Here is a 20,710-nt window from a genome sequence, read left to right as displayed (position 1 = left end):
TCCGATTTCAGTAGCAGGGCGGATACGGATAGTAGCCGCACGGGGGGTGATAGTAGTATGGCGCGGAGGCCGCCGCGGCACCGATGGCCGCGCCCGTCGCGACCGCGGCGCCGTAGCGGGCCGCCGGGTGCGCATACCAGCCGCCATGGAAGCCGACCGCACCCACGCCAACCACGCCGACGCGCCCCATTCCGGCGCGCGCCACGAACATGTCGATGAAAAGCGAAGCCGGGCCATTGGCCTTTGCGAGTTCGCCCTCGAGAACCTGGACGTCAAAGGTCAGCGTGCCGCCGTCCAGCTTCGGCTTGGTCAGGACCACGACCGCATCTTCGACAGCCGTCCCATCGCTGCTCATGACAGAGATCGTCGCGTTCGGCGGGTCGACGGCGAAGCTGTCCTTGCCCTCGTCCCATTCCTTGATGAACTCGGTCGTGAGCACATGTCCGGCCGATCGTACTGGACGGTCGGCGAACACGATGGAGTTCGGAGTGACCCCCGTCATCGTCAGCTTGCCGTCGGCCAGCGTCGCCCCGCCGGAATTGAGGACGGCGAGCGACGGCACCATCTTCCCGGCCGCGGTCGCTCCAATGGTCTTGGAAGCGGGTGCCGTGATCGCGTCTTCGGCCAACGCCGCTCCTGCGCACGACACCAGGCAGGCTACGGCGACTGTGCCGATCCGAATATGGCGTTTCATGGAGAATCCTCCTGGTTGCTACTTCACGAGACCGAGGTTGACGAGCTGGACGCGTCGATTGTCGGCGGCCTGCGGATTCGACGGATCTCCGGGCCACTCCTCGCCGACGCCGATCGCGAACAGACGATCCGGGGCGATGGAAAATGTCGTCGACAGCGCCTCCGTGATCGCGTTCGCCCGCTTCTGGCTGAGGTCCAGATTGTGCTTGGCGTCGCCCGTCGAGCTCGTGTGTCCGACGACAAGGAACTTGTAGCGCCGCAGGTTCGGATGATGCAGGGCGTCGGCGATCATGCCGACGGTGCGATAGGATTTCGGTTCGATGGCGATGGAGTCGTTCTCGAAGTCGATCTCGACGATGAGCTGCGACAGCTTCGAAAGCTTCTGCCAGTCGGGAAGCCCGGCGAGGCCCTTGCCTGCACTCGCCGCCGCTTCTTCCATAAGCAATGCGAGGTCAATGGCCGGAGCTCCGCCCTGCAATCTGTCGAGCGTGCGCACCACCTGCGGGCCGCTCAGTTCCTGGGCGAATGGGTGGCCGGCTGCCAGCAGCAGCCCGGCGGCGAACATCGTTGCGAGTCGAAAGCTCTTCATGATCCTGTGTCCCTTCAACATCGTTCACCGCCAGCCGGCGTCGGTGATGGCCTGGCCGCACTGGCCTTCGTTCACGCGCGTCGCCTTGTTCAGGCAGGAAAGAATGTTGCCCTCCCCCACCACGCCGCTGCAGAACTGCGCGACATAGTGCTTGCAGATTGTGGTGAACGACGACTGGGCGGCAAGGCGCTGCCCGATGGACGAGGTGACGCTCGCCAGTGTCGCCGTACAGGTCGGCGAAACTTTCGCGGCATGGGTCTCGAGGCAGTTCTGGATACGGCCGCTTCCAAGGTTCAGGCCCTTGCAGAACTTCTTGATGTCGGATCCGCAGTCGTTGGCGAGCGTGCTCACCGCGTCGGCGAAGCTGATGGTGTCGGCACGGGCCGCACCGCTGAGCGCCAGGAACGCGACCAGCGCCCCTCCTAACAGTCTGGTTCTGGTCGACATGCTTCCCCCATCGTGAACAATTGATCGTCGGAGAAACTCCCCCGCACGCATCTGGTGCGCTTTCGGGGGTGAGAAGGGAAGTATGTTACGGTTACACGGACCGTAGGAGACGGCTTTCAACGTGTCGCCGCAACGACGGATGTGGAAGCTACCGGCCCCGTTCTGGCGGTCCATCCTCTACGGCCTGTCCGAAGCGAGCCAGTTCGAGCGAGTAGCAGAATAGTCCGAACAGCGTCGCCGCCACATACACGCTCTTCACGCACGCCTGAGCGAATGGCGGTAAGGCGTCGAGTTCCGGCAGATGCCTGAAGAAGATGGCCGAGAAGAGCGCGCCGCCGAAGAAGAAGCTGACCCGGCTGGCGAAGAAGAGCAGATGCGCCACGAAGACGTTGTGAAACGGCGACGTGACCGGCACCCATTTCAACCGTATCCAGTAGAAGCAATGGAGCAGCGCGGCGCTGACAACAACCCCACCTGGTCCGAGAGAGCGAGCGTCCGCCGTTCGCCGAGGTGGGTGACCAAGCCATGAAAGATGGGGAACACGATCCAGAACAGGGTCAGGGCCGCGGCGGTCTGAGCGGCGAGGAGACCCGCGTATATCCATGGTGCCGATGGCGCTGATCTTGACATCAAGCTCCGTCTTCCCGCAGTCCTGTTGATCCTTGCTATGCGCACGAGCCAGAAGGCTCAAGGCGGCGCGGCTGATGCCGGCGGCGCACTCATGTTTTCCGGCCGCGCCGATCCGACACACCAGTCGGACCGGCATTGGAGTTCATGGCGTATTTGAGCGTCACTCGACAGGTTCGAACTCGCCTGGCTTCCAGGTCTTGTCGAACCATGGCTCCAAAGGCCCGTAGAGGCGAAGAAGGACGTTCCAACCCTTGCCCGGCACTGTCTGGACCCAGTTGGCCTCATGGCCTTTCGGCGCCGTCGGACCGAACCAGACGTCAACCGACGAGTCCGCGTTGATCACGATGTCCTTCTTGTCGCTGCCGATGCTGGGGAATTGCCGGTCCGTCTGCAACATCGAACGCGTCTGGTTGTCATACGCCACGAACGACCAGAATTCCTTTGCGGGAATGTTTGGCGGCATGTGAATCTTATAAGTCTTGCCGCCGTCGAACGGCTTGCCGTCCTTGTCGGTCGTTGCGCCGGCATATTGCGAACCAATGCCGACGCGCTTTATCGCCATGGCCGGCGTGATGCCCGTCGCGTAGTAGTGGAACAGGACGCGGGCATCCAGATAGCGAACGCCAGGCTGCAGCAGAAACTCGTAGCTCCCGCCGACAAAGCCGGTGAACCAGGCACTGTTCGGATAATAATAGGCATCCTTCATGCGCGTCTTGAAGGTGATGGTGCGCGCCGTCGCATTGCCGACGGCCACGGCTTCGGTGAGGATCTTCTTCATCCGCGCATCCGGCGCGAAGGGCTTGCCCTTTACGATGCCGATGGACGCGAGCTGTCCCAGCACTTCCGGATGATAGGCTTCGTTCGGCTCGTACTGGACGATGTCGTTTACTTCCTCGTAGAAATGGAAATTATTGGCATGGATCGTGTTGAACTCCTTGCCGGAGACGTTGACGATCTTCATCGGCGGCGGATCGCCGGCCTCCGAAAGCGGATAGACCTTGGCGAATTTCCTGGTGTTTTCGACGGCCGTCGTCGTGCTGCCGTTTTCGAGGAAGCCGCGCCAGAAGAACAGGTTCCCATAGGTCGAGGACCGCAATACGTCATAACCTTCGGGAACCACGCCCTCGTAGCCCGGCGGCAACAGCAGGTATTTTCCACCCTTGCCCTTGTCCGGACCGGCATTGCCGACATCGCCGACATATTCGAACCAGTGGTTATCGATCATGCCCAGGATGTTGGGCGGCGTCTCGATGACCAGCGGACCGGCCTTGGTATCCAGCCACATGAGATTGTAGATGCTTTCGGTGTTCCCGGTCAGGAACAGCGAATGCGAATCCATGAGATTTTCGAAGATCAGGATGGTCTGATTGTTGTCGGCGCCCTGGCCGGCCAGTCCAACCCGTAGGGCTTCGACGGAGGCACCCGGCATGGCGTTGAGAAAAGCGTCGACGCCGCGCATGAAATCGAGGTTGTCATAGATCTTTTCCGAAGTGGCGTCGTCCGGAAAGCCGTCGAAGAAATTCAGCTTGCCAATCCTGGTGTCGACGCTCTCCGGCGTGACGATCGAATCGGGTATCGGCGTCGCCATCTTGGTTTTCGGTGCTTCGGCGTACGCCGCCCCCCAGCCCATCAGCAGCACCGCGGCAGTAGCGTAAAACTGTCTCGTCGCGCGTTTCATTTCACTCTCCTTGTCGACCGCCCGTCGGCCGTTCTTCATGAGGTCGCCAATCTGTGTGCATTCGGGCGCGCGCGGCATGACGCGCAGCGAACTCGACCAGGCGATGAAGTCGTTCCGGCAGCGATTGCCGGAAATGATTGCCGCCGCAGTGATAGCCGATCACGGGGGAAACACCCGTATGTTACCGTATCCGCTTGTTCCCCCGGACTATTGGCGTGACCACTTCTGCGACTCGCAGACGACCTTCATCACACAGCCTTTGAGGGTAACCGTGTCGCCGGAGACGCTGATGGTGCCGTCGTAGGTCTTGTTCGCGTCGGGGTCGGTGATCCTGCCGGAATAGCTGCCGCCGTTGCCTTCGAACGCGCCGATCTTCTTGCCGGTATGCTTGCCGCTCTTCAGCGTGATGCAGAAACCGCCGCCGCACGGCTCGATCGCGGCGGTGTCTCCGAGCGTCGTCTTCCAGTTTCCGACGATCGGCTCGGCTGCGCTCGCCAGTCCGGTCGACATCAGCAGCGCTGCGACGGAGACTAGAATGGGCTTCATGGTAAGGTCCTCGCATGGCTGGCCCGCCGCCGGGCCGGTGACCGAATGGACCACACATGCGCTGCCGACCGCAAGAAACTCGCGGTGTGTTACTGTAACCTACATGGTGTCGGCCGGGTTCTGTGCCATCTTCACGGCGACTACGCGGATGTGCGGGAGCCTTCGCCTCGCCTGGGCGGGAGCGATGCAATGCAATATGACACGGAGTTCGCCAAGCGCAGGTTTCCCGAGCAGGCGCTGGAGATCGAAGCGCTCGCCTCCCGCAATGAAAGCTTCCGGGAACTGTGCCACGACTTTTCCATCGCGGACCAGCTCGTGCGGGACTGGGAGTCGTCGACGGCCCCGGGGCAACATGAACGTTACGCCGAGGCGCTCGAACTCATGGATTGGCTCGGCAAGGAAATTCACACCATGCTGGATCTTGCCAAGGTCGTGCCATTCCCTGCAGCCCGATGAAGTCGCGATCTCCCCGTCGTGGTGGCACGGCGGCTACAGGAAAGGAACAACATGCCTCGACTGATGGCGATCATCTTGATCTTCGCGGTCGCCCTGATCGTGGCGGCTTTGACAGCCTGGGGCTCCTTGGCGTTCTGGTATCGCCTGCCCCTGCCCGATGCCGGCCGGGCGATCGGCGCCTGCGTCTTCCTCGCCTTCGGTCTCCTCACAGTAGCGGCGCTTGCCAGCCGGCTGCGCAGGAGAGCCATCCTTTCATTTGCGGTCGCCTTCGCGCTGGTTCTCTTCTGGTGGAGCTCGATCAAGCCGGAAGCCAACGCCGCATGGGCTCCTGACGTCGCCCGCCAGGTCACGGGTCGCATCGACGGAAATTCGCTGACCTTGACCGATGTCCGGGACTTCGAGTGGCGAAGCAACTCCGACTTTACCGAGCGCTGGACGACGCGAACCTACGATGTGAGCAAGGTGAGGACGGTCGACCTGTTCATGTCATACTGGGCGGGGCCGAAGATCGCGCATGTCATCTTCAGCTTCGGCTTCGAAGGCGGCGAACAGCTCGCCTGGTCGATCGAGGTGCGCCACAAGGTCGGCGGCGGGTTTTCTCCCCTTGCCGACCTCTTCAAGAACGACCCGCTGGTGGTTGTTGCCGCGGACGAACGCGACGTCGTCGGCGTCCGTTCCAACGTGCGTGGCGAGGACGTCCAGATCTACCGGCTGAGAGCCAGTCCCGAGCAGGCGCGCAACCTGCTGCTCGAGTACGTCGCCGAGGCCAACGCGCTCGCCCGGACGCCGCGGTTCTACAACTCGATCACGACGAACTGCACGACAACCGTCGCCAAGCTGATGCGGGTCGCTGGAGACAAGGTACCGTTCGACTGGCGACTGATCGTCAATGGTTATCTTCCCGACTACGCCTATGACCGGGGAGCCGCGCGACACCTCGATGCCGCTCGACCGCTTGCGGGAGATTGCCAAGATCGATGTGCGGGCGCGGGCGGATGGTTTGTCGCCCGACTTCTCGAAGGCGATCCGTCTCGGCGTGCCCTTCCCGGTCGTCGTCGCTGGGCCGTAGCGTACAGTAACATACGACGGGATACGCACGGGTTGAGGCATGGTCCGTCCTGTCAGGATGTAGCCGGAATGCGGATGGGGGACTGGGCTTGTTTCGTTTGATGACTGCTGGTCCTATCCGGCGACTTCTTCCATGCCTCGCGCTGGTCGTGCTCGCGGGCTGCGGCGGACATCCGAAGAACGTGCTGTTCCCCGTTGCGGACACCGTGCCGGATACCAGTCGCGTCGACATGCTTGTCGCGACCACGCGTGCCCGATCGACTGTTTCCGGCGAGATGTTCACGGGCGAGCGCGCCCGCACGCCGTCCTTCGCACAGATGAGAGTTTCGCTGCCCAAGGTCCGCAACGAGGGCGACGTCGCCTGGCCCAAGAGGCTGCCTTCAAATCCGAAGACCGACTTCGCCACGCTGAAGGCCGACGCGCTTAGTCTCGAAGCGGCGAAAGGCTGGCTGAACGCCTCGGTCAGAAGGAACCGCGACCACAGCGTCCTGGTCTTCATCCACGGCTTCAACAACCGCTTCGAGGACAGTGTCTACCGCTTCGCTCAGATCGTCCACGATTCCAATGTCCGCAGCACGCCGGTCCTTGTGACCTGGCCATCGCGCGGCAGCCTGCTCGCCTATGGTTATGACCGCGAGAGCACCAACTACACGCGCAACGCGCTCGAGACCCTGTTTCAGTATCTCGCCAAAGACGGCACCGTGAAGGAAGTCAACGTGCTGGCCCACTCGATGGGCAACTGGCTGGCGCTGGAAGCGCTCCGGCAGATGGCGATCCGCAACGGCGGTCTCCCGGCAAAGTTCAAGAACGTCATGCTGGCCGCTCCGGACGTCGACGTGGACGTCTTCCGGTCGCAGATCGAGGATATGGGCGACCCCCATCCGCAATTCACGCTTTTCGTCTCGCGCGACGACAAGGCGCTTGCCTTCTCGCGGCGGGTCTGGGGCAACATCCCGCGCCTCGGTTCGATCGATCCGGAAACCGCGCCGTACAAGACCGAACTCGCCGACTACAAGGTATCGGTGATCGATCTGACCAAGATCAAGGTCAGCGACGACCTCAATCACAGCAAGTTCGCGGAATCACCGCAAGTCGTCCAGCTCATCGGCCAGCGGTTGTCCGAAGGGCAGACCCTGACCGACAGCCGGGTCGGCCTTGGCGACACGATCCTTGCGGGGACAACGAACGTGGCGGCGGCGGCCGGAAGCGCCGCGGGCCTCGTACTGACCGCCCCGGTCGCGGTGCTCGACGCCGATACTCGCAGCAACTACGCCAATCATGTCGGCGGTCTGACCGGACAAGACGGCGGGACGCAGAAGATCGCGGTCAAGAACTGCGCGGCGACGCCGGCCGACCCGGCATGCCGGAAGCAGCGATAGGGGTAGGCGCCCGCTTGAGTTCGCCACGCCTGGCACGCTCGTCTTCATATGCCCCTCCAGGCCCTTGTTCATCGCCATCATCGTCCGGTACCGGTTGCCCGGCCCATACGTGATCCGCCTTGAAACTTCTTTCAGGTAGACGAAGGGCTATTGGGGGAATAGGTTGCATAAGGGGATTTGAATACAAGCTTTAACTGTCGCGCATATGTGTGACGAGGGGGAGGATGCAATGCAAACCTCGGTGCCTTTGCCCGACGATCGGGCCGAGCGCCCCTGTCCGACCCATGAGGAGGTCAGGGCGCAGCTTGAACGCATTCTGTCCAGCGGCGAGTTTCCGAGCGCCGGACGTGGCGCTGCCTTCTTGAAATATGTCACCGAGGAGACGCTTGCAGGCCGGGCACCGCGCCTCAAGGCGTATTCGATCGCCATCGAAGTGTTCAACCGAAGCGCGGGCTTCTCTCAGGAAGATCCCGTCGTTCGCATCGAGGCCGGACGTCTGCGCCGGGTCATCGAACGCTACTATCTCGTCGCAGGCCAGCGCGATCCGATCCGCATCGACATCCCCAAGGGCGGTTATGTGCCGACCTTTACGTGGAATGGGGCGCCGATGGAAGCGGCCGGGGATGCGCTGAAGGAAGACGTCTCCGAGCGCCGGGCTTTCGCGTGGCGGCGTCTCGCCTGGCCCGTGCTGGCCGTGCTCGTGGCATTCGTCTTCGCGGGGCTTGGCTTTTACGCCGGCGTTCTGAAGGGGCCGGCACCCGGTCGTTCCGCCGAGCAACTTCCGGGCGAGCCGACCCTTGTGATCGCACCTTTCGCGGACCTCGGCGACGGCCCGCAGGCTGCACGTTATGCAGCCGGACTGACCGAGGAGCTTCTAACCGCCCTTCCCCGCTTCAAGGAGATTACCGTCTTCGGCCGCGAGACATCAAAGGCACTGCCCCCAGGCGTCGAGGCGTCGCAGGTGCGCGAAGGACTTGGCGCCCGTTACCTGGTCGCAGGCGGGGTTCGCGTCGCGGGCGACAAGGTCCGTGTGACCGTGCGCCTCGTCGACACCTCCGACGGATCCATCCTGTGGTCGCAGGACTACGACGAGAACCTGGACACGCACGAGCTCTTCTTCATTCAGGCGGATGTCGCAAGCAAGGTGGCGACGGCGATCGCTCAGCCTTACGGCATCATCGCGAAATCGATAGCGGCCAACCCGCCGCCGGACGATATGAGCGTCCATGACTGCACCCTGCGCTACTACGCATACCGCGAGGAGCTCAATCCGGAAAAGCATCAGGTCGCGCGCGACTGCCTGCAGAACGCCGTGGCGCTTTTCCCCGCCTACGCGACGGCTTGGTCGATGCTCTCGATCATCCAACTCGACGAGGGTCGGTTCGAGTTCAATCCGCAGAGTGACAAGGGTCCCGCGATGGAGCGCGCGCTCAGTTCGGCGCGGCGGGCAGTCTCGCTCGAGCCCGACAACACGCGCGCCCTGCAGGCGCTCATGACGGCCCTGTTCTTCAACAACGAGACGAAAGAGGCGTTCGATGTCGGCGAAGCGGCGCTCGCCGCCAACCCGAACGACACGGAGTTCCTGGGGGAGCTCGGAACGCGTGTCGCATTCTCGGGGCAATGGAAGCGCGGCGGCGAATTGCTGGATCGTGCGATCAAGCTCAATCCGGGCGGCTCTGGATATTACTTCGGGACGCGCGCCCTGATCGCCTGCATGCTCGACGATCACGAGATGGCGGTGCGGCTGATCCGTAAAGCCGACCTGCAGAAATTTCCGCTCTTCCATGGCGTTGCGGCGGTCATCTACTCCGAGGCCGGGCTGTTGGCAGAAGCGAAGCACGAGGGCGAGGTGTTTATGAAAATGCGCCCCGATTATCTGCCCAACATCGTGGCCGAGAATCGGAAGAGAAACCTGCCGCCGAAGGACAGCATGCGCATGATCGCAGCGCTACGACGCGCTGGACTGCCAGTGCCCAGCACGACTGATATCGAAGCCGAATTCAGGGTCTCCGACGCCTCATATCGCCCGTGAAGGCTGTACGCTACAGTAACATACGTTTCTTCCTCCGGCCCGTTCCGTCATTCTTGCGGCGCATGACCCAGACTGCCTCGCCGCCAGCCTGAGCATCGGATGGAGAGAGAAATGGCAAATGCCGCATCGACCCGCGCCCTGCCGGCGAAGAGGTCCCTGACGCTCGCCGTCGCCGCGGCCCTCGGCGTGGGGGCGCCGGTCTACGGCCAGGGTTCGTGCACCGATCTCGCCAAGAATCTGTCGAATCCCATCGCCTCCCTCGTCAGAAAGCTGGTCAAGGTCAACGAACAGCCGATCAGCCTGACGGGCGAGCTTCGAAACTGGGCAGCGTCTCCAGACGACGGCCCCGAAGGGCACGGCGTCCAAGTCGGGCTGACCGTTCCTGTTTCCGAAGTAGGCGCATACCTCCTCATGGTCAGGACTAGGTCGGCTCTGTTCGCTCGATGTCCGCGGCCGCATGACGCTACCCTGTCACCTCAGCGTGCCTGATCGCACGCCGCGAACCGAAAGGACGTTCACATGCTTACGAAACGCGATCTGCTCCGCTCCGCTGCGATGGCCGCACTCGTTGCCGCAACGGCCAAGTCTACCCCGGTGCTTGCGCAGAACAAAGAAGAATGGCCCAGCCTGCTGGAGGCGAAGGATATCGCCGAGGAAGGCTTCATCTACGGCCTGCCGCTCGTGATGAACTATGCGGTCATGAACGAGTTCGCCGTGGCCAGGAACTCCGGACAGTTCAAGGCGCCGTTTAACGACATCAACAACATGCATCAGGTCGCCAGCCCGGCGGACACGGCAATCATCACGCCGAACAGTGACACGCCCTACTCGATCCTCTGGCTGGACTTGCGTGCTGAACCGATGGTGATCTCGGTGCCGACGGTCGAAAAGGAACGCTACTACTCGGTCCAGCTTATCGACGGCAACACCTACAATTTCGGTTATATTGGCTCGCGCACCACGGGAACCGAGCCGGGTTCCTATCTCGTCGTCGGACCCGACTGGAAAGGCGCGAAGCCCGACGGCGTCAAGCAGGTCTTCACCTCGAGCACCCCGTTCGTATTCGCCAACTTCCGGACACAGCTTATCGACGCCGACGATATGGCGAATGTGGAAAAGGTGCAGACCGGCTATAAGGCGCAACCGCTTTCGGCCTTCCTCAAGCAACCCGCCCCGCCCGCCGCACCGACGATCGAGTTCCTTCCCGCCACCACCGCCGGCATCAAGAAAAACTTCTTCGAATATCTCGACGTGGCTCTGCAATTCGTCCCGGAGACGTCAAGGGACAAGGTCATCCGTGCGAAGCTTGCAAGGATCGGCATCGGGCCCGGAAAGACCCTCGAATTCAAGGATCTGCCGCTCGAGCATAAGGCCGAGTTGTTGGTCGGCATGAAGCAGGGTGACGACAAGATCGACAAGTGGCTGGCCAGCGGAAACAAGCCCATCAACGGCTGGAACGTCAGCTCGCTGCTTGGTGACGAGGCCTTCTACAACGGCGATTGGTTGCTGCGCTCAGGCGCTGCCAAGGCAGGCCTCTATGGCAACGATGCAGCAGAGGCCATGTACCCCTTCACCCGAACAGATGCGAGCGGAAAGCCGCTCGACGGCAGCAAGCACAAGTACACGATTACCTTCCCGCCGGGCCAGTTGCCGCCAGTGCATTCGTTCTGGTCAGTGACCATGTACGACGGCAAGAGCCAGTTGCTGGTCAAGAACCCGATCAATCGCTACCTCGTCAACTCTCCGATGTTGCCGGGAATGAAGAAGGATGCGGACGGTTCGCTGACGCTGCACATCCAGAAGGACAGCCCCGGAGCGGACAAGGAAGCCAATTGGCTTCCGGCCCCGGACGGCACGATCTATCTCGTGATGCGCCTGTACTGGCCAAAGACGGAGGCGCCTTCGATCCTGCCTGCGGGGAAAGGTACGTGGCAGCCGCCCGGCGTGAAGCGGGTCTCGTAGAAAGCGCTGAACGTCGACTGGAATCTTTCCGCGATCGGCCAGGGTCGACAGGGCGCTCCGCGAGCCGGAGCGCCTTGACCGGCTGGACATCGACATGAAATTGGGCTGTAGACCAGTCCTCGCTTTCGAAAACTAGCCGGAAGGACAAGAGTTTGAAATAGATCGCCGGGCTTTCTGGCCCTAACGATGTTGCCTTTGCTCACGCTCAGGAGGCTCCGCGACCGCAGAAGATCGACGATCTCGTGCGGCTGCCGCAGGAACCGGAGGCTCAACGGTGGTGCGACGTCATGGAATTTGGAAAGGCGAACACCGGGCACCAGCTCATCGGCGTGCCTTCAATGTTCGGCGGCAATGACGATCGTTCGTGCGTTTTCAATCACATCCGCTGGATCGACGCTTTCCCGCGATCCAATTCGTCCAACTCCTTGAGCATTTTGGAGGAATTCGGCTCCTTCAACTGCAATTTATCGACTGAGAGCCTGAGGGGTACGGGACCTTCGCTCAAAGGTAAGCTCGCGAAAAGAACACTGCGGTCGTTAAAAAGGCGACCGCGAGGGTTAGCATCCGGACGACGGGTGATGGCAGCCTTCGTCCGATATGCGCTCCGATCCACCCGCCGATAACGGCTCCAATCGTCATGGGAATGCACTCCTGCCATACGATTGCCCCGGCAAGTACGAAGACGACGACGGCGACGGCGTTGGCGGCAGTGACCATCACCATTCTTGTCGGATTCAGGCTCTTGATGTCCCCGCCCCCGAGCGCGCTCCATGCCGCAAGCATCATGAGACCCACGGCGCCACCAAAATAGCCGCCATAAAGACCGAGAAAGAATTGAACCGCTGCGAATGCCAGAATACTCGGACGTGCCCGCGTCTGCAAATGGGCGCTGAGCCTCGGACCTGCAGCGAGCATCAATGTCGCCACCAGCAAAAGCCATGGCAGGATCCCATCGAAAATCCTCGATGGTGTTAGCAGCAATAGAATGCTGCCGGCCACGCCACCCATCACCGTCACGATGGCAATGGGCATCACCTTGACGCCGCACACACTCCTAACCCCGTCACGATAGACCCACGAGCTCGCCATGCCGCCGGGAAACAAGGCCAGGGTACTTGTCGCGTTTGCGGATACCGACGGCACTCCGACCGATATCAGCGCAGGCAGGGATACGAATGACCCGCCGCCCGCCAACGCATTCATGCTGCCTGCTAACAGGCCAGCAAGGAAAAGAAGCATTGCATCGTACATGTTCAGGTCGCCCTAGCACCCAAGCCTGAGTTCGGCCGAGCCCGTTGTCCAAATACCGCCGTCAAATCGCTGCACGCCGTTGCGCGTCCGGAAGAGCCCACCCCACGACTGCCATTAGCCGTAGTCAAGGAAACGCAATTGAGAGCCATTCATCCGATCACCATAAGCGTAACCGATGCTATCCCGAGGAGGACGCCAACCGCCTGATGCCAGCCGAGCCGCTCGTCGAAAACCAACACGGCGATCGCGTTGATGGCGATGAGCTGCGCAACCGACGACAACGAAATAGCAAGGGAAAGACCGCTTGTCCGCATGAGAGCGATCATCGAAAGATTGCCTAATGTATAGAGGACAAGCGCGGTTGCGAGCAGCCAAAAGTTAGAGTTGCCCACGTATGCGCGCGAAGCAGTCGCTCCCGCCAGGAATAGGCACACGGCTATGAAGAGGATGACGGCAACACGCATCGGTAAACTCCTGCTGACGCGCTTGTCTAACGCCGGGCGAACCATCAGTCCATCAGAGACTATCCCCCGTCCTTGATCTCGGCGTACACCCTGGTTGGTGATCAGTCGACTTACGCCCAACTCGACGCGTTTCGAAGCTCGGGCTTTCCGAGGGTTGCCCTTCAACCGCCACTCTGGCTTTCAAAACATGCCAAAAAACGCGTGGCACGAATTGGCCGGACATATCGTGAAGCAGTGGAGATAGTACTCGGACGATCCCGAGCAGCTTTTGAAATCGGACTTTATGGCGTCAGTCGCCTTGTCGGAGGATTGGGGACGATAGCATCACCGTTCGGATCAGCGAAAACGAATTGCTCAATGGCTTAGAGCCGAAGACGGAGCGTTGACCCTCATGGCCATCAGACCTGAAAACGTCCGGATGAGGTCACCTTCTATGTAACGCTGGCCTCGCCCCTCTGCGTAGAGCAACATCGCCCGTTCGCACAAGACATCGGCTGTCCGTTCATCGAAGGGGACACCATAAAACCGAAACCACATGAGAACGGCATTGAGCAGGATCGCCTCTCCGTCCTGAAGGGCTTCGCTATGGTCTTCATGCGGCGCTGACATGCACATCTCCCCCGTAGTTTCGGAACGAAAGGCCGAACGACAAGTTAATTGGAAAGTTCCGCCCGGAGGGAAAATCATGGCAGCGCATAGGGCTCAATGGAAAGGCCACATCAAGGTCGGGGAAATCACCTGCGGCGTCGGGCTTTATACTGCTGCGTCGACCTCGGATCGCATCTCCTTCCGGACGATCAACAAGGCAACCGGGAACCCCGTACGCCGCGAGTTCGTGGACAGCGAGACGGAGGAGACTGTCGAGCGGGAAAACCAGGTGAAGGGGTTCGAGGTTGAGAACGGCGAATACATCATGATCGACCCGGAAGAGGTGACCGCCGTCATCCCGGATTCCGATAAGATGCTCGAGATCGAAGCGTTCCTTTCCTGCTCCGAGGTCGACGATGTCTATTTCGACAAGCCGTACTATCTTGTACCGACAGACGAAGTCTCAGAAGACGCATTTGCAGGCCTTCGCGATGCCCTAAGCAAGGCCAGCGTCACCGCGATAGCGAGAACGGTTCTCTTTCGACGGATGCGCACCGTTCTTATCCGCGCCCACGGGCGCGGCCTGATCGCGACGACACTCAATTTCGATTACGAGGTGCGGCCGTCCAAGGAGGCATTCAAGGAGGTCCCGGAGATCAAGGTAGAGGGAGAAATGCTCGACCTCGCCAAGCACATCATCGGCACGAAGAAGGGTGATTTCGATCCGGCGACGTTCGATGACCGCTATGAGGCCGCCCTCGCCGATCTGGTGAAAGCGAAGTCGGAGGGCCGCTCACTACCCAAGCCGAAGCCAGTTCAGGTGTCAAAGCCCAACGACCTTCTGAAGGCCCTGCGCGAAAGCGCTGGAATGGGGAACGCCAAGCCCGCTGCCAAATCCAAGACTAAGGCTGCAAACGCGAACGCGAAGAAAAAGACCAAGGCGGCCGCTCCCAAAACAGCTGCCAAGACCACTCACAAAAAAGCCAGCTAGGAAACAACAATGGCACCCCGTCCATACTGGAAAGGCTACCTCAAGCTTTCGCTTGTCACGTGTCCCGTGGCAATGAGCCCGGCGACATCGGAGAGCGAGAAGGTCCGTTTCCACACGCTCAACAAAGAGACCGGCAATCGCGTCCTGTCCCGTTACGTCGATTCCGTGACTGGAAAGCCCGTCAAGGATGAAAACGAAGCCAAAGGCTACGAGCGCGGTGAAAACGACTACGTTCTGCTGACCGACGAAGACCTCGAGTCCATTGATCTGGAGACCGTGCGGACGATCGATATCGAAAAGTTCGTTCCGCGCGAAAGTATCGAGTGGATCTACCTTGAAACACCCCACTACCTCGTTCCTAACGACAAGATCGGCAACGAGGCGTTTGCCGTCATAAGGGATGCGATGAAGGCAGAAAAGGTCCTTGGCGTCTCGAGGGTAGTAATCGGCCGGCGAGAACGTGCGGTGGTCCTAGAACCGCGCGATGAGGGCATCGTTGTCTGGACCCTGCGCTTCGGTGACGAGGTTCGCCCTGAGGAGGAGTACTTCCAGGGGATCGAGAAGAAGGCTGACACCTCGACGGTCGCTGCCATCACCCAAACGATCAAGCGGCGCATGGATAAATGGTCGCCTTCGATGGTCAGCGATCCGATCCAGGAGAGCTTGCTGAAGCTGATAGCGACCAAGAAGAAGGCTCTAAAGCCCTCCAAATCGTCCAAGGCGGCCAACAGTAAAAAAGACGACGACGCGAAGCCATCAAACGTCATCAGCATCATGGACGCCCTCAAGAAGAGCGTCGAAGCCGACCTTAAAGGTCGAAAGAAGGCGGGCCGATAATCCTCCCTGGCTGACGAGCGGTCCCGCTATGTGCAATGACTATGAACAACATATTCGCTGGAAAGAGTACTGCGAGATGATGCAGTCTCTCGCCCTGCGCATTCCGGCGCACCAGTCTGAACTCGATCTACCCACGGCCGATGACATCAAAATCGGTGATATCGCCCCGGTGGTCCGGACATCTGGCGATGAGTTCGAACTCTTCGCCGCCAAGTTCGGGTTTCCGCCGTCTGCCGGACGCAAAGGCGGACCGGTTTTTAATTTCGTCTCGGAAAACCGGGATTTCTCTGAGAGCAAACGCTGCCTCATCCCCGGCGTCGGCCTTCTTCGAGTTTACCGGAACGAAATACCCGAAGGCCAAGCACAGGTTTACGCTCGCCGACCGTGCGATATTCGCTATTGCCGGGCTGTGGCGCGAAGGCGAAGGCAACCAGCCGGCGTCGATGACGATGCTCACGACGAAGCCGAGCCCGGATGTCGCGCCAATCCATAATCGACAGGTTGTTATCCTGAAACCTGAAGATTGGAGACACTGGCTGGCGCTGTCGAAACCCCAGGATCAGCTACTCAAGCCGCTGCCTGCGGGAAGTCTCTCGGTGGAGCAGGTGCGAGCTGGAAGCGACTGACGCTCGCCTCACCGAGATGCAGGTGCGCAGCATTGCAATCTCCGAGGCCATCCAGAATGTCGATCCATCGCCAAGCCATTCGCCGATGGTGGCGTGGACGACGGCCTCGCGAACTCCTGGGCCGAGAGTTGACCACTCGATGACGCGGCGAGGCACACCGCAAGTGCGACCCTTCCCAACCCCTTACTCGCAAGGCTCAACCCTTCATCTCGACGGTTTTCGTAAAGCTCTTGATCTCCTCGCGACGGGCCGCATCAACGCCGCCAAAAGAGAAGCCCGAGCACCATGAGGCGGATGCTCCAGGCGCGCTTCAGGACCTTGCGCCAGTTATGGACGAACACGGAGTGGCTCCGGGTTGTGAATTTTCAGCAGAAGTTCGTTGCCAAAATCCGAGGAAGGCCTACTTCCCCGCTTTTGTGGAGGGCAAAATTGCTACAGAGTGAAACACGTAAAGCGCTTATGCTCGCCTTCTTAATTGGCGGCTCCTTTTTGATTGCAATTCGCTATGGCATACATCACGGCTATCTTTCGCCCTGACCGTCAGAGAGAAGCCGCCGCCTTAAACCCGTCGCTCTGTTGCGACGGGAAGCCCATGGCAACAAATCCAGCCATCATCGTCGGACTCTTCCCCCAAATCGGTTGCGACTCGCATAGTTCCCACGCTTCCGCCTGCCTCATTGGCCGCCAGATGGTGCTCGGCTTCTGATCTACTGGATAGGTGGTGATGAAGTTGGACTGCGACACCTTGGCGGCGCTACCCAGTATCCCGATCTCATTCAGCGAGACGTTGTTGCCGTTCTCCATCAGCATAATGCAATGATGTTGGAGGCCGCGATCCCGGTCAGCGCCAAGATGGCGGCGTGAACCGGCTGGATCGTTCCGGCGGGCACGCTCTTGAAGATGACAGGGTCATGTCTCGACGCGGCGCGATAGCAATATCGCCGGCCGTGCCATATAGCGGGCCCGCGCACCGACGATGGCAGTATCGCCCGGCAGCCCGAGAGGCCGGAGCAATCGAGGGATCCAACTAATACTGCCTACTCGGTGCATGCGACGCAGCTTTTGGAAGCATTCACATCTCGCCTTCCCCACCTGGATATGGTTGGAACCGACCCTAGATTTTCTGGTTCGGTTCGGGAGTGCCACCTTTGGGAGGATGGGATGTTCGTGAAGTTGACCGACGGCACGATTACTCGCTGGATTAACATGGACGCCGTGATCCAGATGCGGTTCGATGAGGACAAACATCAAACGGAACTATTTTTGGTCAGAGAGAACGCCAGACTGGTTTTCGTCGATCAGTCTCCGGAAGAAATCCGAACGCTACTGGACGTCGAACTCGAACGGCTATCCCAAATCACAAACTGGACCACGGGCGGCCCAATAGGAAAGTCAAATGGTTGCAGATGACGGGCCATTACCACATACACTTGTAGTTGAAACGCCCTAACCCATTGCAAGGGTACGCGCTACTGCGAGTAAAGGGATGGGAACTCAACCGCTAAAATCATTAGAATCGCTCTCGCAGCGACCGTATTCGCTATGTCAGCAATCGGCGCTTTCGCTCATGGCGGTGAGCCATACGAACCACGAGGCCGGTGACTATCATTGTCACTGAAGCGCTTCACGGTGGCCGAATCACGAGGAGAAAAGTCTTTCAGAAAGCTCAATGGCAACGATGCCGAGCTCGACAGCCACATCGTTATCGTGATCCTCAACAACGGCGTGCGGTGCATCTTCGTGGCCATTCTCCTTCGAAGCGAGCCGGCGCGCTACGATAAGTCGATTGGTTTCAGGAGGCTTGCTGTCGCGTTGCGATTGAAAGCTTCCACTGCGCTCTCCTGGTGAAGCCAAAGGCGAAGTTCTTTATCGCTGTGCCCATTGCGTTGGCGGTAAGCTCCTTTTTGACAATGGTTTTTGCCTTGGGTCTGATGGGAATTGTCAAACATTGTGCCGATTGCGGAGGGTAGCTCTTGAACGTCACCCCAAGTTATTAACCGCCGCGTTATTCCTGCTCCTCCCGCAGCCTCTTATAGGACGCGTGCCGCAGCTTTCCGTCATCCGTCCACGCCCGGTGTTCGATCTCGGCGACCAGCTTCGGCTTCACGAATATCGCTCCCTTGCGCTCGACGGGCGGGCTCCAGCAGGTTTGAATGTCGAGATAAGCATTTTGGATGGATATTCCCGGTGCTCTATAGCGGCTACAATATTCGCTTAAGGAGAAGGGAGTGCACGATGAAAGCGATCACGGTTTCTGGCCTCATTATGCTAGCCTTCGCATCCGGTGCATATGCCGCAACCATGACGGCGGAGCAGTTGAAAAGCGAGTTGGTAGGCCACCCAATTCACTGGAAGTCAAAGACGCAATCGGGCGTCACAACTTATAAACCAGACGGGACGATTGAAGCGACTGTCGACGGGGACAAGGCCACCTACAAGGGGACATGGAGCATCAAAGATAATAAGATGTGCGAGAAGTTCGGTAAGGAAAAATGTGCAACGATCAATTCGCTTGGAGGTAAGAAATACTCCAAGAGGGGCGGGACATTTACTGTGGAATAGCGCCTGTTTTGGTTTCGTCACCAGGCGGCTTATGTGCCGGCTGGCTTGTCGCGCAACGGGAAAGAGCCTGAGCTCAACCAGCGGCGCCTCGATGCTCGCGTGGCCGAGGCTCCAATAGCCGACGCCCTTCTGGATCCACTTCAGCTCGCCGAGCGTGCCGGCGTCCTTGGCGGATGGTGGGAGGTCTGCAGGCGGGCTTATCGGCCGTCTCGCTAGAATATTTCTTATCGATCTCCCTCGGAAACTTGACGCACTTCGGCGCTGCGGTCGTCGGCTTTGCCGATTCCATCTCGCTTGTGGCGGTGACGCTGCTTCGTCAGCCTTGTCAGCAGCAGCAGCGTCGGCGCCACAGAACTTTGCGCGGATTTCGTTGCGCTTCACGTCTTTGGCAGAGCCGTCGGCCTTGGCGGCTTGGTACTTGGTGCTGCACTCCTTCATCGTCAACGTATGCGCCGGCGACGACATGAGGAAAGCAGCGACCACCGAGCCGGCGGCGGAGAGAAGCAGTTTGTGCATAGTGCTTAAATTACTTGGTCGATGCAACGAAACCCATGACACCCTCCCTTGTTCATCTACGGCGCGAACGGTGAAACCCACCGAATGAAGGGATGAACAAAGGCGACACTCGTTTCAGGGCCCCTGCGAAGCGCATGAAAGACGTTGCTTCGGGAGGGATTCGCCACGACCTGGAACCAGAAGGGGCGCAACGACTGGTGTGTTTGAGCGTCCCTCCCTTTCCCCGTTGCCTTTCATCTGAGGTTCAGGATGGATGGCCGAAACTAGTCCACCAGTATTTGTTGATTGGCATCCGGAAAGAGGAGTCCAAGGCATGAAGCTCATGACACTGGCTGCCGCAGCAAGCGTGGCTGCTACCGCGCCGCGCGGCCAGCCTATGGCTATCACAGGGACTGAACATTGTGTGTCGCCGTATTTTTGTAGATTCATCCTTAGATGAGCTGATCGGCCATTTCACCTTTGCTGATCGCGGCGAAGTTGATGGCTTGGATGACCGCTTCCCTCGCTACAACGGCTATCCCAAGGAAGTTTATCCAATCATCATCAGCGGCAGCGCGCAGAAGCCGGGAGCCTCGGCGTCGACTTTTGTGATGGCCGTTTGGGATTTCACACCGTCTTGGATGAAGCCATCCCAACGTAGGCCATCGGCTAATCTGCCGTGCGAAGGCATTGCTGTGAATGCAAAGTTTGGTCTCGCCTATCAGGCGCGCCGATGCCTGATACCTGTCAACGGGTTTCGAGTGGGAGACGTTGGAGACTGGTCGTCGGTCGCAGCCATACGCCATCGCCATGAAGGATGGCTTGCCCTTCGCTCTGGCCGGTATTTCGGAGATCTGGAGCCACCCATCAGGCATCGATATCCTCAACTTCGCCGTCTTGACCTGCGCACCGAACGAGATGATGGCGACGATCCATGATCGTATGCCGGTTATCCTGCATCGGAACGACTATGCCCGCTGGCTATCGACAGAACCAGACCCTGCAGACCTCATGAAGCCCTTTCCGGCCGCACTGATGAGCCAGTGGCCGGTGGCGCGACGGCTGAACAATGACAAAAGAGGCGGGCCAGAGACGATTGCTGCGATAGAGGTTGTCTAAAACGAAAAGGATCACCAAGATGTTTCAAGCGCTAACCTCCCTTTCCGATCACGATATCGAAACTGTGGTCGATGCGGTGACCGAATGGTGTTCGCAACATCATTGCGACATTCAGAGCTGTCGCGGGCAATTCGCCCTCGCTGCGGCTGTCGATGCGCTCCAGAGCTCACCGAATCATGACGCCTTGGTGCATCATCTTTCCGAGAAATTGATGGATAATAAAGAATAGCGTCATTCGAATATGTGAGGTCGGACGACCGCCCGGCGCACAGGAGTTCGATTGCTTGGGGTTAGGCA

21 protein-coding genes and 6 pseudogenes are annotated in these 20,710 nt (G+C 59.8%); 14 read left to right on the top strand and 13 right to left on the bottom strand.

What is annotated here, in order from left to right:
* Nucleotides 1-7: 7 nt before the first annotated feature.
* The 6 genes from AC244Q_RS29530 to AC244Q_RS29505 form a co-directional block, all read right to left on the bottom strand.
* On the bottom strand, nucleotides 8-694 hold the full coding sequence (locus AC244Q_RS29530; RefSeq protein WP_003554274.1) for a hypothetical protein: 687 nt from the start codon (nucleotides 692-694) through the stop codon (nucleotides 8-10).
* Nucleotides 695-712: 18 nt separating this feature from the next.
* A complete protein-coding gene (locus AC244Q_RS29525) occupies nucleotides 713-1,282 on the bottom strand; it encodes an OmpA family protein (protein ID WP_003554276.1) in 570 nt (189 codons plus the stop codon).
* A 24-nt stretch (nucleotides 1,283-1,306) separates the two neighbouring features.
* The gene (locus tag AC244Q_RS29520; protein WP_003554280.1) at nucleotides 1,307-1,729 is read right to left on the bottom strand and encodes a cysteine rich repeat-containing protein; all 423 of its coding nucleotides are present in this window, start codon (nucleotides 1,727-1,729) and stop codon (nucleotides 1,307-1,309) included.
* Nucleotides 1,730-1,877: 148 nt separating this feature from the next.
* Nucleotides 1,878-2,495, bottom strand: a complete 618-nt coding sequence (locus AC244Q_RS29515; protein ID WP_245460409.1) for a hypothetical protein — start codon at nucleotides 2,493-2,495, stop codon at nucleotides 1,878-1,880.
* A gap of 24 nt (nucleotides 2,496-2,519) precedes the next feature.
* A complete protein-coding gene (locus tag AC244Q_RS29510; protein ID WP_128405709.1) occupies nucleotides 2,520-4,037 on the bottom strand; it encodes a DUF1254 domain-containing protein in 1,518 nt (505 codons plus the stop codon).
* A 207-nt stretch (nucleotides 4,038-4,244) separates the two neighbouring features.
* Complete coding sequence (locus AC244Q_RS29505) at nucleotides 4,245-4,583, bottom strand: DUF2147 domain-containing protein (RefSeq protein WP_012763439.1); 339 nt, start codon at nucleotides 4,581-4,583, stop codon at nucleotides 4,245-4,247.
* Nucleotides 4,584-4,772: 189 nt separating this feature from the next.
* Between AC244Q_RS29505 and AC244Q_RS29500 the strand changes: the two genes are divergently transcribed.
* The 6 genes and pseudogenes from AC244Q_RS29500 to AC244Q_RS29475 all read left to right on the top strand — a co-directional run bounded on the left by AC244Q_RS29500 (nucleotide 4,773) and on the right by AC244Q_RS29475 (nucleotide 11,480).
* Nucleotides 4,773-5,039: a hypothetical protein gene (locus AC244Q_RS29500; RefSeq protein ID WP_012763440.1), complete on the top strand. Its 267-nt coding sequence runs from the start codon at nucleotides 4,773-4,775 to the stop codon at nucleotides 5,037-5,039.
* Nucleotides 5,040-5,090: 51 nt separating this feature from the next.
* Nucleotides 5,091-6,108: pseudogene (locus tag AC244Q_RS29495) on the top strand (Lnb N-terminal periplasmic domain-containing protein).
* Nucleotides 6,109-6,208: 100 nt separating this feature from the next.
* Nucleotides 6,209-7,486, top strand: coding sequence for an alpha/beta hydrolase (locus AC244Q_RS29490; RefSeq protein WP_012763442.1), 1,278 nt, complete (start codon nucleotides 6,209-6,211; stop codon nucleotides 7,484-7,486).
* A gap of 229 nt (nucleotides 7,487-7,715) precedes the next feature.
* Nucleotides 7,716-9,518, top strand: coding sequence for an adenylate cyclase (locus AC244Q_RS29485; protein ID WP_128405708.1), 1,803 nt, complete (start codon nucleotides 7,716-7,718; stop codon nucleotides 9,516-9,518).
* A 111-nt stretch (nucleotides 9,519-9,629) separates the two neighbouring features.
* Entirely contained in the window at nucleotides 9,630-10,007 is a 378-nt protein-coding gene (locus AC244Q_RS29480) for a hypothetical protein (RefSeq protein ID WP_128405707.1), read from the top strand.
* 30 nt (nucleotides 10,008-10,037) lie between these two features.
* A complete protein-coding gene (locus AC244Q_RS29475) occupies nucleotides 10,038-11,480 on the top strand; it encodes a DUF1254 domain-containing protein (RefSeq protein WP_128405706.1) in 1,443 nt (480 codons plus the stop codon).
* A gap of 501 nt (nucleotides 11,481-11,981) precedes the next feature.
* Here AC244Q_RS29475 and AC244Q_RS29470 read toward each other — a convergent pair.
* From AC244Q_RS29470 to AC244Q_RS29460, 3 genes are all read right to left on the bottom strand, one after another.
* A complete protein-coding gene (locus AC244Q_RS29470; protein ID WP_128405705.1) occupies nucleotides 11,982-12,731 on the bottom strand; it encodes a sulfite exporter TauE/SafE family protein in 750 nt (249 codons plus the stop codon).
* Nucleotides 12,732-12,880: 149 nt separating this feature from the next.
* A complete protein-coding gene (locus tag AC244Q_RS29465; protein ID WP_012763447.1) occupies nucleotides 12,881-13,195 on the bottom strand; it encodes an EamA family transporter in 315 nt (104 codons plus the stop codon).
* Nucleotides 13,196-13,549: 354 nt separating this feature from the next.
* Nucleotides 13,550-13,804 carry a hypothetical protein gene (locus AC244Q_RS29460; protein ID WP_003554299.1) on the bottom strand — a complete coding sequence of 85 codons (255 nt, stop codon included), beginning with the start codon at nucleotides 13,802-13,804 and terminating at the stop codon, nucleotides 13,550-13,552.
* A gap of 76 nt (nucleotides 13,805-13,880) precedes the next feature.
* On the opposite strand from AC244Q_RS29460, the gene ku (AC244Q_RS29455) reads away from it, so the two are divergent.
* The 3 genes and pseudogenes from ku (AC244Q_RS29455) to AC244Q_RS29445 all read left to right on the top strand — a co-directional run bounded on the left by ku (AC244Q_RS29455) (nucleotide 13,881) and on the right by AC244Q_RS29445 (nucleotide 16,237).
* The gene (gene ku / locus AC244Q_RS29455) at nucleotides 13,881-14,774 is read left to right on the top strand and encodes a non-homologous end joining protein Ku (RefSeq protein ID WP_003554301.1); all 894 of its coding nucleotides are present in this window, start codon (nucleotides 13,881-13,883) and stop codon (nucleotides 14,772-14,774) included.
* Between the two features lie 9 nt (nucleotides 14,775-14,783).
* The gene (ku, locus tag AC244Q_RS29450) at nucleotides 14,784-15,611 is read left to right on the top strand and encodes a non-homologous end joining protein Ku (RefSeq protein WP_003554302.1); all 828 of its coding nucleotides are present in this window, start codon (nucleotides 14,784-14,786) and stop codon (nucleotides 15,609-15,611) included.
* 28 nt (nucleotides 15,612-15,639) lie between these two features.
* A pseudogene (locus AC244Q_RS29445) lies at nucleotides 15,640-16,237 on the top strand (SOS response-associated peptidase).
* 540 nt (nucleotides 16,238-16,777) lie between these two features.
* Here AC244Q_RS29445 and AC244Q_RS29440 read toward each other — a convergent pair.
* On the bottom strand, nucleotides 16,778-17,047 hold the full coding sequence (locus AC244Q_RS29440; RefSeq protein ID WP_245460408.1) for a hypothetical protein: 270 nt from the start codon (nucleotides 17,045-17,047) through the stop codon (nucleotides 16,778-16,780).
* A pseudogene (locus AC244Q_RS29435) lies at nucleotides 17,041-17,264 on the bottom strand (spike base protein, RCAP_Rcc01079 family). The gene AC244Q_RS29440 and the pseudogene AC244Q_RS29435 overlap by 7 nt, the downstream one beginning before the upstream one ends.
* A 134-nt stretch (nucleotides 17,265-17,398) precedes the next feature.
* On the opposite strand from AC244Q_RS29435, the gene AC244Q_RS29430 reads away from it, so the two are divergent.
* Together AC244Q_RS29430 and AC244Q_RS29425 are read left to right on the top strand one after the other, a co-directional pair.
* Nucleotides 17,399-17,647, top strand: coding sequence for a hypothetical protein (locus tag AC244Q_RS29430; protein ID WP_003554311.1), 249 nt, complete (start codon nucleotides 17,399-17,401; stop codon nucleotides 17,645-17,647).
* Between the two features lie 198 nt (nucleotides 17,648-17,845).
* On the top strand, nucleotides 17,846-18,085 hold the full coding sequence (locus AC244Q_RS29425; protein ID WP_003554314.1) for a hypothetical protein: 240 nt from the start codon (nucleotides 17,846-17,848) through the stop codon (nucleotides 18,083-18,085).
* Nucleotides 18,086-18,242: 157 nt separating this feature from the next.
* Here AC244Q_RS29425 and AC244Q_RS29420 read toward each other — a convergent pair.
* A pseudogene (locus AC244Q_RS29420) lies at nucleotides 18,243-18,368 on the bottom strand (ATP dependent DNA ligase); the annotation flags it as partial.
* A 104-nt stretch (nucleotides 18,369-18,472) separates the two neighbouring features.
* On the opposite strand from AC244Q_RS29420, the gene AC244Q_RS29415 reads away from it, so the two are divergent.
* Nucleotides 18,473-18,799: a hypothetical protein gene (locus AC244Q_RS29415; protein ID WP_128405717.1), complete on the top strand. Its 327-nt coding sequence runs from the start codon at nucleotides 18,473-18,475 to the stop codon at nucleotides 18,797-18,799.
* 84 nt (nucleotides 18,800-18,883) lie between these two features.
* On the opposite strand, the pseudogene AC244Q_RS29410 reads toward AC244Q_RS29415, so the two are convergent.
* A pseudogene (locus AC244Q_RS29410) lies at nucleotides 18,884-19,315 on the bottom strand (hypothetical protein); the annotation flags it as partial.
* A 401-nt stretch (nucleotides 19,316-19,716) separates the two neighbouring features.
* On the opposite strand from AC244Q_RS29410, the pseudogene AC244Q_RS29405 reads away from it, so the two are divergent.
* Both AC244Q_RS29405 and AC244Q_RS29400 read left to right on the top strand, forming a co-directional pair.
* Nucleotides 19,717-20,413, top strand: a pseudogene (locus AC244Q_RS29405) (SOS response-associated peptidase).
* Nucleotides 20,414-20,432: 19 nt separating this feature from the next.
* A complete protein-coding gene (locus AC244Q_RS29400) occupies nucleotides 20,433-20,642 on the top strand; it encodes a hypothetical protein (RefSeq protein WP_003554319.1) in 210 nt (69 codons plus the stop codon).
* Nucleotides 20,643-20,710: the final 68 nt, after the last annotated feature.

The organism is Rhizobium sp. CB2179, assembly GCF_057653455.1.
This window is presented reverse-complemented; position numbering and strand designations above follow the sequence as displayed.